Below are 12,481 nucleotides of genomic sequence, written 5' to 3' on the forward strand. Positions count from 1 at the left end.
GTCGATGGAATGAAAGCAGTGATTATGGCAGGCGGTAAAGGAACGCGTTTACGACCCCTGACCAATCGTTTGCCCAAGCCGATGGTTCCCCTCGTCGATAAGCCGTGCATGGAATATAGCATTGAGTTGCTGAAAAAATACGGGATCACCGAAATTGCAGTCACGGTTCAGTATCTCCCCCATCTTATCCGCGATTATTTTGGGGACGGCAGTGAGTGGGGGGTAAAGCTTCATTATTTTGAGGAGACGCAACCCCTGGGCACTGCGGGAAGCGTTAAAAATGCGGAAGAGTTTTTAGATGATACGTTTCTGGTGATCAGCGGCGATGCATTGACCGATTTTGATCTGGAACAAGCGATTCGTTTTCACCGTGAGCGGATGGCGATCGGCACCTTGGTATTGACCAAAGTGGAGGTGCCGTTGGAATACGGCGTTGTGATGACACAGGAAGACGGCCGGGTCGTTCGCTTTTTGGAGAAGCCCAGTTGGAGTGAGGTTTTTAGCGATACGGTGAATACCGGTATCTATGTACTGGAGCCGGAGGTACTCTCCCTATTCAATCCGGGTCAGGTGTTTGATTTTAGCAAGGATCTATTTCCGTTGTTACTGGCAAACGAGTTGCCGCTGTTTGGAATGGTAGCTGCGGGATATTGGTCGGATATCGGCAACTTGGAACAATATCGGCAGGCCCAGTGGGATCTGTTGGAGGGGCGGGTGGTCGCTGATGTAAAAGGGGAGGAGTGGTCTCCCGGCATTCGGGTGATGCCCGGTGCCCGAGTGAAGGAGCCTTCAACTTTGTCTGCACCGGCGTTTGTAGGAGCTGGAACCCAGATAGAAGCAGGGGCACAAGTAGGACCACATGCCATCCTGGGTCGCTACAATCGGGTGGCAACCGCTGCCAATCTGGAGCAGACGGTGTTATGGAATCGAAATGATATCGCCGTCGCCGCTCGGCTGGCGGGAAGCACCCTAACCAATGAAGTGATCGTCAGTGAGGGGGCGTGTGTCGAGGAACGGACTGTGGTGGGAGAGAAGACGAGGATTGGTGAACGGGCACTTCTTTTATCTGGTGTAAAAGTATGGCCGGAAAAGATAGTCAGCCCCGGTGCGATTGTTACTGAATCCTTGGTGTGGGAGTCTCATGGAGTTCACGGCTGGTTTGGCCATGATGGCGTCAGCGGGATTACCAATCGGGAGCTGACACCGGAACGGGCAGGACGGATGGCCGCAGCCTTTGCCAGTATGTTAGGGGAAGGGTCAACCGTAGTGGTCGGTCGGGATGGAGACGCGTTTGCGGATATCCTGCAATTATCGGTTACAGCCAGTATGCTCGCGGCGGGAGTTCGGGTGATGGATACGGGAGTGACACCAGCACCGGTTATTCGATATGCTTGTCATTTACACCAAGCAAAGGGTGGAGTGTACATTCGACGGCTGGATGAAAAAGGAGAACGAACGGTACTACAATTTTTTGATCAACACGGATTACCCCTAAGCCCTGGAATGGAACGAAAGGTGGAGCAAACCTTACATCAAGAGGAGTTCTCTCGCCCTGCCACCGCTTTTGGCACACTGGAGCAGGCGGAGAATGTACAGAAACGATATCGCAACGCGCTACTAGAAGAAGTAGACGGCAAACAAATCCGTTCTCATGCTTTTACGGTAGTGTTGTATGCCGGTGATTGGCAGCTGTATCCGCTTATACAATCGCTGTTGGAAGGATTGGGCTGCCGAGTGGTGACAGTGCTGGGTACCAACGCTTCTCTGGAACGATTTATCGTGGATCATGAAGCCGATCTTGGTGTTTATATCGGGTCCAACGGACAGACCGTCCGCTGGTATACTGAAACAGGGCAGGCGTTGACAGCAGAAGAGCAGACGTTGGTAGAAACATTGTTGGCGATTAAACGGGAAAAAATCGTTCCCATCGCAGTGACAGCTCCTGTGGAAGCAACGGAAATCGCGAATAGCGCGGGGATGGATGTAATACCCGTCCCAGCATCGACACGGGCGCGCTTAGAACCCCAACACCGCCGTTCATGGCAACTATATGGGGATGGTTGTGCCGCAACCGCAGTGTTGTTAGAGCATTTGTCCCAAAGGGGATTCACTTTGGAAAAGCTCGTCCAAAGTTTGCCACCGGTTTATATGAAATCGGAGTCGATCTTTTGTCCCGCAGAGGCAAAGGGACAGGTGATGCGCTGCTTAATGGAAGAATGGAAGGATCACAATTTGGAACTGCTGGACGGGATCAAAATTTGGGAGGGAGAGGATTGGGTGTTGATCCGCCCTGATCGCGAGCAGGCACGGGTGGAAGTAGTGGCTCAGGGCGAGACATCCGCCGATGTGGAGCGCCTTTTGGATGGTCATAAAAAGAAGATTTTACAATATCGAGAGGGTTAGATAGAAACAAAAGAAAAGATTTTCGTGCAAAGCGAGACCCGGAGCGAAGCGATCGAGGCAAGACTTGTGCTTTAGTGCAAAGCGAGACCCGAAGCAAAGCGATCGAGGCGAGACTTGTGCTTTAGTGCAAAGCGAGACCCAATCATACTCCTATGATAGAAACAATCATTTTTGTTAGGAAGAAATTAGATACTGTAACATTACCGCCGGCGGCAGGACGGCGGTTTCTTTTGTCGAAAAAATAGTGGGGGTGAGGAACGTGCGTTTGCAAGATCCGTTATATGGAACAGTTGAGGTGGAACCGGTAATGGCGGCGTTGCTCCATACCCCTCCTCTACAACGCTTGGAAAGGGTTCATCAAGCGGGAGCAGCGGCCTTACTTCAGCCGAAGTGGAATGTTACCCGGTTGGAGCACTCCATCGGGGTGATGTTGTTGATCCGGCGGTTGGGGGGAAGTTTACCGGAGCAAGCGGCAGCATTGTTGCATGATGTCTCCCATACGGCTTTTTCCCATTTGGTTGATCAAGTGCTGGATCATCCCGATGAGGATTATCACGAGAAGCAATTGGAGCGAGTGATTAAACATCCCGCAATCGAAGAAGCGATCGCTCCGATGGGCTGGAAGGTGGAGGATCTATTGCCCCTGGAGCGGTGGTCCATACTGGAACAGCCAGCTCCCGACCTATGTGCCGACCGGATTGATTATACGTTGCGGGATCAATATCATTACGGTGGGTTATCGTTGCATGAGATCCATGCTTTCCTCGAGATGCTGACACTGGTGCAGGGACGGATCGCAGTACGGTCGCTGGCATGGGCGGAATGGTTTGTGGATGCTTACTATCGGGAAGTGGTTCATTTTTTTCTCGATCCAAAGAATGTCTACGCTAATGACCGCCTCTCCACCGTATTGCGGCAAGCGATGGTGGAAGGGGTGATCACAGAGGATGACTGGATGAAAACCGATCAGAAGTTGTTGCAGCAAGTGAAAGATCGCGGCGGTGAAGCCCTCCTTCGCGACTTGTCAGAGATCCGCCCAGGTATTCGCCTGCAGATCAGCCACCCCGACGACAACTGGGATATTCATTTTAAGCAAAAGGTCCGATGGGTTGACCCGCTGGTAATCAGTAAGAACGGAGATATTGTGCGTGCATCCCAACTTTCCACCAAAATTCGCAACCAGACGCAGGAGGCAATAGAGCGAATGAAAGCGGGAGTTTATGTGCGCATCGTTTAAGGGCTGAAGATTGTGAGCGGAAGTTCTACAGCTTCGGTTAGGTGTCCTTTTAAGATACATTTTCACGTGGAGTTTCTCTTGTTGGGAAAATCATAATGTGAAGTCTAGTGATAAGGATATTCTCGTGTAGTGCGGGTGAGATTCATGCGCATTTTTTCCGTTGCGCCTTTTGGACGGGATCTAGGCGTTTCGGCTGTGTCAGGTCGGGGGGAAGAAACGTATACAAAAAGTACAGGGTTAGATTCCCTCACCGATGTCCAAGCTGGAGGGGAGAGGAGGGAAAAAGATGAAATCCTTACATCAAATCTTGGACACCATGCGTCTGCCCAACGGCGCTTATGTAGCTAGCCCATCCCGGGATTATTCTTATGTGTGGATTCGGGATGTGTGCTATACGGTTCTACCTTATCTAACTCAGCCGTGTGATCGCTATGAACGAGCGTATCATGCACTGTTTGATCTGTTTCGCCGCTATGAGTGGAAGATCGATATTCATACAACAAAAAAACCGCAACATCTTTATGAATATATCCATGCTCGCTATGATAAAAATTTAGTCGAGATTGACCAGCCGTGGGGACACGCCCAAAATGACGCGATCGGTTTGTTTTTATGGGGAGTAGCTCAGGGAGTACGCCATGGCAAACCGGTGTTGCGGGATCAAAACGATCAGGTGATCGTCGAGAAATTGGTCCGTTACCTCGGCTGTGTGGAGTATTGGCAGCATGCGGATAACGGAATGTGGGAGGAAAATATGGAAGTGCATGCCTCTAGTGTGGGGGCATGTGTCTCGGGGTTGCAAGCGGTGCGGCTTTTGGCGGATGTCCCACTTGAGTGGATTGAGCGGGGAAAGCAGACACTGCAACGCTTGCTTCCTTTTGAAAGCGATACCAAAGAGGTGGATTTAGCGCTTCTCTCACTGATCTATCCCCATCAGGTGGTGGATCGGCAGATGGCCCACACCATTTTAGAACGCGTAGCCGAGGGATTGGAGCGGAAGCGGGGCGTAATTCGTTACAAAAATGACCAATACTATTATGCTGGTGCAGAAGCGGAGTGGTGTTTTGGCTTTCCCTGGTTGGGTTTGTGCTGGTGTTGGCTGGGCGATCATAGACAAGCGCAGAAATATATGGATAAAACCTGTTCTATCTTACCAGCGGACGGCTGCTTGCCGGAGTTGTATATCGGAGGGACGGATTGTCCCAACGGTAATACTCCCTTGGCCTGGGGTGTGGCTATGACGATGCTCTTGCTGAATCAGGTGCAAAATCAAGGACTTTCACAGGCGGGTTAAATGCTTGGTTTTAACCAGGAGACCTGTCTTGGCGTTCAGATTGGTGACCAAGTGGGCCTGAGTCCCGATTTCCGTTTTCGCGCCTGCTGGCGCTTTTTTTACTTTTCTTTTACAGAAATCGTTGACAAACCGACGGTCGGTTTTTAAGTTAGAGGTAGGATGTTAATCCAATTTGTTTCTTTGGCAAAATGATAAGAAATCTAGAAGGAGAATGCCGATGTTAGTTCTATTGATCTTACTCAGCGTTTATCTGCTATTGACGGTGATTGCTAAAGTTAGCGCTGGCCGCTATTTTTCCACCGCTAAAATAAGAGGTTGTTACGCCATGTGTGCGATGTTGTTTTTTACCGGTGTCAGTCATTTTGTCATGGTTGAACCATTTGTCGAGATGATTCCTGTATGGCTTCCATACCCGTTTTGGATTAATATGGGGGCCGGAGTGGTTGAATTGTTGCTAGGGTTGGGACTGTTGTTTAAGCGAACCCGGAAAGTAAGCGGATGGCTGTTGGCTGTCTTTTTTGTACTGGTATTTCCGGCTAATATCAATAACGCCATCTATGGAAATGAAATTCCGGGTGGATTAAACAATATCCCTTATTACCCTTGGATTCGGTTATTGTTTCAACCGGTTTATATCGTGTGGGCATTATGGTGCAGCAAAGAATGATCAGCATGATAAGATGGAATCATCAGTCGTGAGGGAAAGGATGTTTCTTCATGAGTAAACCGGCTACTCCTTTCGTCATTCAGATAGTGGGGTATTCAGGGTCCGGAAAGACCACGTTGCTGACTGGAGTTGCGAGGTTGTTGACAAAGCGGGGCTGGAAAGTGGGTACTGTGAAACATCATCCCAAAGAGTGGGAGTGGGATCAACCCGGAAAAGATACTTGGAAACACCGTCAAGTTAGTACTGGACCGGTAGCCATCGTGTCACGAGATCGAACAGTGATCGAGTGGCCCTATTCCGCCAGTCCTGAGGATTTGCTCCCTTTTTATCAGGGAGCGGATCTGGTGTTGGTGGAGGGCTTTAAACGGGCACACCATCATAAACTGGTGATGGTCCATCAGGAGGAGGATCGGGAGTTGTTAAACCTCCCCCATATTATCGCCCTCGTCTCCTCTGATCCACAGCAGTGGTGTCAATGGGGGCGGTGCCTACATTGGGACGATGTGGAGAGTGTGGTGGAGATGATTACAGAAGCGGTGTGCAAATAATGGAATAGTTGAGCTTGGTAGGAATAGTGTGTAAAATTTAATTATTGAAGGGGGGAACGGAATGCTCGATCAAATGGTTAAATCACAAAGAGCAAAAAAGGGATTTCGAATCACAGCTGTCATTTTGGGTATCTTCGGCATATTGGCGGCAATATTAATTTTATTGATGGTGGCTTCGATATTTTTGTACGATAGTGGGCAAGGGCAACCCCATTTTTTCATCGTGACTATTTTCCTGCCGCTTATTTTGACCGTTGGAGTCACCTCTTCCCTTGTAGGTGTCCTCTGTAACCGAAAAAACATCCTGTCATGGGCGGGAACGATCATCAATGGCCTTTTCGGTTTCGCTTTTTTTGCATTAATCTATGGTGGGCCCATTATTTTTAGACTTATCTATGATTAGACTCTTGGCAATACTTTTTAGTTGGAGGTGTGATATGAAACCACGAATTACGGTCATTACGTTGGGCGTAGACGATTTGGAGCGGGCGTTGCAATTTTATCGAGATGGACTGGGATTTCCAACACAAGGGATCATAGGGAAAGAATTCGAGCATGGAGCGGTTGCCTTTTTTGACTTACAAGCTGGCTTAAAATTGGCGATTTGGAATCGTAAAGATCTGGCCCATGAGGCTAAAGTCCCGTTGACTGCATCGAGCCCGACCGAATTTACAATCGGCCATAATGTTCCTAGCAAAGAAGAAGTGGATGAAGTGATGGAACAAGCCAAACAAGCAGGAGCAATCATTACCGATCCTGCTCACGAAACCTTTTGGGGTGGATACTCAGGCCATTTCCAAGATCCGGATGGTCATTTGTGGGAAGTCGTTTGGAATCCCGATTGGGAGTCTATAGAATAACGCCACGTTCCTATAAGATAAAAATAGTCGAAAAATGATTCCTTTTATTAAAAAAAAGGGTTTACAAACGGGTGTTCCTATGTTAATCTAGAGTCAGTTGATTGATAGAAGTAGTTGATGTACTTTAACTAAATAATGATGATAGATCAATATAACTAAAATCATCATAAAGCGATGTTTAGCATTCATGTACGGCGATACGCCGTATGTGCAAGAACGTTTGGCATCCTTCACCCAACTTCACTCTACTTCGGCAGACAGGGCTTTTAGGTGGCAGTAAGCGATACTGCCTGAATAGACGTGGCCCCAGTATCGCTTTTATGCCACCTAGTAGGCCCTGTCTGTTCAGTGGTAAAGTTAGCTCTGGAGGGTTTAGTAAACATCGCACAGTAGTATTCCGTTAGTTTAGTCAAGATTTAAAATTGCTCCATAAATTTTCGTTACTAGTCTTGACAATATTCGACACCTTCAATTAATATGGAGAAGGAAATCATCAATGAACGGTGTTTAGCATGGTTGTGCGGCGATACGCCGTATGTGCAAGTACGTTTGACATCCTTCACCCGGCTTCGCTCTACTTTGGCACACCTGCCCTCTAGGGGTCCCGGTGACGTCTGCCTGAGTAAGCGTAGCTACAGACTGTCACCGGGACCCCTAGAGGGCAGGTGTGTTCAGTGGCAAAGCCAACTCGATAGGGTTTAGTGAACACCGTATCAAACTCCCTGACCAATTTCGGTCGGGGAGTTTTTTTATTGTGCCTGAGAAATTAATTCCAAGTTGACAGACAAAAATGTTGACGATAAACGACATCATTCGATAAAATGAAGGCGAACAAACTTTCTGTTGCCTGTGATCATGAATGGAAGTATTTTTAGGGTTTTATTTCTCTGTCATTTTTGAAAACAGAGGAGGAGGAAAGCCATGGATAAACAAAAGCCATTTCCATCAAACGAGGCAAAAAATGCCGCAGATAACAGAGAACGGCCTTCATTTGAAGAAAACAAGATCGTGTCAACTGGGTCAGCGGACGGAAAGATGAAAGATCGTCCACAATCAACAGATACATCAGAAACTTCCACAAAAGAAGCGGCTGCTTCATCTGTTGAGGAACAACCGAAACATGTGGCTTGGTGGAAGGAAGAAAAGCCGGAAAGATCACTGTCGCCACAATTGCAACAGTTGTTAGACGAAGCAGATGAGTCATTTGTAGAGCGGTTTTTGGAAGCGCAGAAAAAGGCAGAAGACGGTACTTGGCTGTGGACATTGTATCTGGATGGTCGACCGTTGGCTAGAGAAGCGCTGAAGCGAGCGTTAAAGGAAAAATACAACTTAACTCGAAAGCTTCGCTATTATTCCTATACAAAAACCCTTTGGATTGTACCTTTTCAATATGGATATACCCGTTACATCAAAGCGATCTATAAACTGGCGGAAAATCGCCGGGATGCGGAAGTTTGGGGAATCATAGCGTGGCGTTTTGATACGGGCCAGCCAAATAGAGGAACGCGAGAAGTTCCGGTTTGGAAAGAGAATGAGGCAGAAGCTGACAATTACGATTGGGAGTTTAGAACGGATTCTACATATAAAGAAAATACCCACTACTATATGCGTCGCCGTACCTGGCGCTTTCTGCGGGAATTGGGTAAAGCCGGAGATTCGGATTATGTTCCCATGGCGACAGAAGCGCTGTTGCAATATCGGGATATACGGGATAATTATTGGGAAAAGTCCGTTTATGATCTCTGGTTGTTTAACCATATCTTGCATCGACACAGCAAACGGATGACAAACACAAAGATTAAACGGTGGGGTTATCCTAAGGCTCGATACACGCCGTCCAAAGTGCGCTGGGAGCCCACGGGTCATAAACCTGCTACCGTAAACGAGCGGGAAGAAGCGTTTCCGGAGTTATGGGATCATGCACCAGAACCGCTGATGCGACTGTTGCTGGAATCCCAGGATCGAGCAAAGGAAAGTTACATCATTTCTTTTGCCGCCAAAACGTTACGTCAATCCCATCAACAATATCTACGAGAATTGCCGTTGGAAACATTTTTACAGCTCCTTCATTCCGACCACCCGGACCGACGTGCCTTTGCAGTGGAAGAAATAAGAGCACGACAAGATGCTGACAACCCTTCCGCTGAGCTGCTGTTTGGGTTACTGGATAGCCAATATGCCGATGTGATTCAGTTTGCCGCCCAGGCACTACGTCATTTTCACCAAAAATACTTACGTGAGTTGCCGATAGAGACATTTCAGCAGCTGTTGGAATCTGACCATTCGGATCGCCGCGCCTTTGCAGCAGCGGAGATATTGGCACGACAAGATGCGAAAAATCCTACTGTTGACGATCTGTTAGCCATGCTAGACAGCGAACACTCCGAAATCAGGGCCAAGGTGATCGAGTATAGCGAAAAAGGCGCCTCTCGTTGGAAAGTGGAATGCTGTCACGATGCAATGGCTGGGGTAGTGGGATGGTTGGATAAGGAAATGAAGGAAAAGCACAACGCCTCCCATGAAACTGGAAAAATCCTTTACCTGACGAATGCTGGTCGGGATTGGGTGGCTTTTCTTCGGCCAATCTTAGAACAGATTAAACAACGAGATCAAGTGACAATCCAATTGGCGCAACGGTTTCATGTGGTTATGATAGAGGAATTTTTCCTGGAACAAGTCCCCGACCTGATCCGACGAGCTGAAGAAAGCGGGACTCCTTTTACCGCCGCTGACCTGCTTCCCTTCTTTATCAGCATAAAAAAAGAAGTGCGAGACGAAGTCCAGCGCATTCTGCGGGAACGATTCGGTCAGCTGCAGGTAGATGCCGACTTCTTGGTTCAATGGGCCTCCCTTCCTGGGGAAGAACATCGTTATTATGTGGTGCAGCTATTGAGCGATATGCGTTTTCATATGGTCCCGGTGTTGCCGGAGTTTCTGCAGACGCTGTGGCGGCGGATGAAATCACCGGATGTGCCGGAGGAGACACGGGAATTTTTGCGCGATGATCTGCTGGGGAGTGTGTATTTAGAGGAGGTAGCTACCGCTCCACTGGAAAAAGTCTTACGCCTCTTTGACAGTGATGATGTGGGGCTGCAAAGTTTTGGAGGGCGTCTGCTGGAGATAAATCCACCTCATCCCCAAGAGTTGAGTGAGGGGCAAATGCTTGCACTGGCTCACAGTCCGGTAGCGGCTGTACGACGACAAACCTGGGGGATGTTGGAGGAGGTACGAGAGAAACAGATACCGGATCTGTTGTTTAACCTAGCGGAGACAGATTGGGATGATACCCGTCAATGGGCGGTAGCGCGGATTGAAGCACTCCCGCAAGGGCAAGTGACGTCGGAGTTGATCTATGGTTTGTTGGATAGTGCCCGGGAAGATATCCAGCAGTTGGCGATGCGATTGGTACGAGAATATCGGAAACATCTGGACGAGGTGGAGTTGCTCTTGCGCGCTGGTGAAAGCCCATATATGTCTGTGCAATTGTTTGCCCTGGAGATCGGGGAGAAAATTGTTTGGAATCCGGACCGGCTACGGCGTATGGAACGCTTTTTCCGGACGGTGTTGTTTCGAGTGCAAAAAGGTCGTCCTTTAAAAGATCGCACCCTTCAGTTGTTGCAGCGACTTGGTCAACAAAATCGAGAGATGGCGACGGAAGTGGTGCCGATCTTGGGGGATTATGCCCGCAACGGGGGTAAGGGAGATTTTTCGCGAGTGATGGTGATACTGACACAGATCCGTTCCCGTTATCCTGAGGTGGGTTCGCCACTCCGTATTGAAACCGAAGAGGCTGCTAACGGAGGACTTTACGAGTAGGAGGATGGAATCGATGCAATTTCAACAAACCTATGCTCGACCGAGTGCCGTCAGCAACACCGGCGGAAAGACGGTAGTCCGCTTTGCCCCGGATCTAGGGAGGGAGCCGACGTTTTTTCAAGGAAAAATGGCGGATCCGCTTTTATACCGTGATGCGATGTGTGCGCTGCGTGATGTGGTCGTTTCCGATCTCAACTACAAGCCAAAGGATCACAGTGTGTATCAAGCCTGGGTACAGCAGCAGTACCTGATCGATATCGCCGATGTGGTTGCCAAAAAGTCCAGTATCGGCACACAGATGAAGGAGATTCAATCGCAACTACAAGTGTTGGAACGGCGGCGGGATCAACGGATGGGCGATTTTTATAAAGCGCAGCAACGTTATTTTGACTATCTCTATAAACACGATAAAACCGCGTGGTGGGTGCTTGACCCGGTTATTACAGTAGCACCGGATCAGGTCTTTTTTGAAGCCTTTTCCCTGGACGAATCCTCCTACGGCCGGTTGGCGGTGCAGGAGCATGCCTTTACCGATGTACGGGAGTACCAGTATGGAACCACCAATATCGACTTTTCCGATAGCCTCTATGATGAGTTGCAGCGGATGCGTACCTACCGGCCTACGGATTTTCAGATTGATCCTAGCGGCTTTACCGTAGAGACGGAAGGTCGAGATGTATATAAAGAGCAAAAGATCGATGTGCCCGCCAGCTGGATTCGAGGGTTTTTACAAGTGCAATCGGCGATGAGCATGCCGGTAACATCCTTTGATGTGGAACCGATTGATCTCTACAATATCTTAAACTTTTTGCGTAAAAATCGCGAACGAAAAAGTCCTCGCTCTCTGCGTTTTATTCTTCGTCCTGGTGAGCCGGTACAGTTGGTGATTGAGCCATGGAATGAGGAGTTAACCTTTAGCGGTTCCATCTATGAAGGTAATGAGAGCAAGGAAATTCGCACTTGGGGGCGCCGCCGTCTGTTCCTGTTGGAACGCTTATTACCCTTGTCGCGTCGAATTACAATTCATCTGTTGGGAACGGGCTTGCCCAGCTTCTATGTGGCAGATTTGGGTCCGCTTAGCTTTACCTTGGGACTCTCTGGCTGGACGCGCAATGATTGGGCAGGTGCAGGTAACTTTGACCTTTTACTGGGAGGTGCCAAAGCCAACCCGCGGGAAAGCGCACGTGTTCACGCCCACCTAAAGGCAAAACAGCTGGGCACAGTAGACCAGTTGGCCAATGGGGCGGGGATGGAGACGGATGTGGCTGTAGCCGCATTGCGTCAGTTATGCAGTGCCGGCCGGGTGATGTTTGATCTGGAGACGGGAAAATATCGCTTGCGGGAGTTAACGCGGGAGCCTCTGCCGTTGGAGCAGCTCCAGTACGCCAATCCTCGTGAGGAAAAAGCGAATCGTCTGTTACAGGAGGGGCGAGTCTCCCTCGATTCCCGGTTGACATTGAGCGATGGTGGAGTGGATCTGGAAGGAAAGGTAGAGGGAAGAAGTCGCACGTTTCAGCCCTCGCTGTCTTTGGATCGGGATGGGCGTATGGTACGAGCACGATGCTCCTGCTGGTTTTATAAGCAAAACCGCTTAATGCAAGGACCTTGTGAGCATATCATGGCGTTGTTGTTGGATCATCGCAGTCGGAATTAATA

The 12,481-nt window shown here is 49.0% G+C and carries 9 protein-coding genes; all 9 read left to right on the plus strand.

Features of this window, described 5'->3' with window-relative positions; translation table 11 throughout:
- Positions 1–9: 9 nt before the first annotated feature.
- The 9 genes from C8J48_RS04865 to C8J48_RS04905 all read left to right on the plus strand — a co-directional run bounded on the left by C8J48_RS04865 (position 10) and on the right by C8J48_RS04905 (position 12,479).
- Positions 10–2,403: a sugar phosphate nucleotidyltransferase gene (locus C8J48_RS04865; protein ID WP_107725222.1), complete on the plus strand. Its 2,394-nt coding sequence runs from the start codon at positions 10–12 to the stop codon at positions 2,401–2,403.
- Between the two features lie 259 nt (positions 2,404–2,662).
- On the plus strand, positions 2,663–3,640 hold the full coding sequence (locus tag C8J48_RS04870) for an HD domain-containing protein (protein ID WP_107725223.1): 978 nt from the start codon (positions 2,663–2,665) through the stop codon (positions 3,638–3,640).
- Positions 3,641–3,926: 286 nt separating this feature from the next.
- The gene (locus C8J48_RS04875) at positions 3,927–4,934 is read left to right on the plus strand and encodes a glycoside hydrolase family 15 protein (RefSeq protein ID WP_107725224.1); all 1,008 of its coding nucleotides are present in this window, start codon (positions 3,927–3,929) and stop codon (positions 4,932–4,934) included.
- A 217-nt stretch (positions 4,935–5,151) separates the two neighbouring features.
- Complete coding sequence (locus C8J48_RS04880; protein WP_107725225.1) at positions 5,152–5,601, plus strand: DoxX family protein; 450 nt, start codon at positions 5,152–5,154, stop codon at positions 5,599–5,601.
- Positions 5,602–5,651: 50 nt separating this feature from the next.
- Positions 5,652–6,149, plus strand: a complete 498-nt coding sequence (mobB, locus tag C8J48_RS04885) for a molybdopterin-guanine dinucleotide biosynthesis protein B (protein WP_107725226.1) — start codon at positions 5,652–5,654, stop codon at positions 6,147–6,149.
- Between the two features lie 61 nt (positions 6,150–6,210).
- Entirely contained in the window at positions 6,211–6,552 is a 342-nt protein-coding gene (locus C8J48_RS04890; protein WP_107725227.1) for a hypothetical protein, read from the plus strand.
- A gap of 34 nt (positions 6,553–6,586) precedes the next feature.
- Positions 6,587–7,009 (plus strand): VOC family protein, encoded by a 423-nt coding sequence (locus C8J48_RS04895; protein ID WP_107725228.1) that lies wholly within the window; start codon positions 6,587–6,589, stop codon positions 7,007–7,009.
- Between the two features lie 921 nt (positions 7,010–7,930).
- A complete protein-coding gene (locus C8J48_RS04900) occupies positions 7,931–10,825 on the plus strand; it encodes a HEAT repeat domain-containing protein (RefSeq protein ID WP_107725229.1) in 2,895 nt (964 codons plus the stop codon).
- 13 nt (positions 10,826–10,838) lie between these two features.
- Positions 10,839–12,479 (plus strand): hypothetical protein, encoded by a 1,641-nt coding sequence (locus C8J48_RS04905; protein WP_107725230.1) that lies wholly within the window; start codon positions 10,839–10,841, stop codon positions 12,477–12,479.
- The last annotated feature ends 2 nt before the right edge of the window (positions 12,480–12,481 follow it).

Origin of the sequence: Desmospora activa DSM 45169, from assembly GCF_003046315.1 — a bacterium.
GTDB lineage: Bacteria > Bacillota > Bacilli > Thermoactinomycetales > DSM-45169 > Desmospora > Desmospora activa.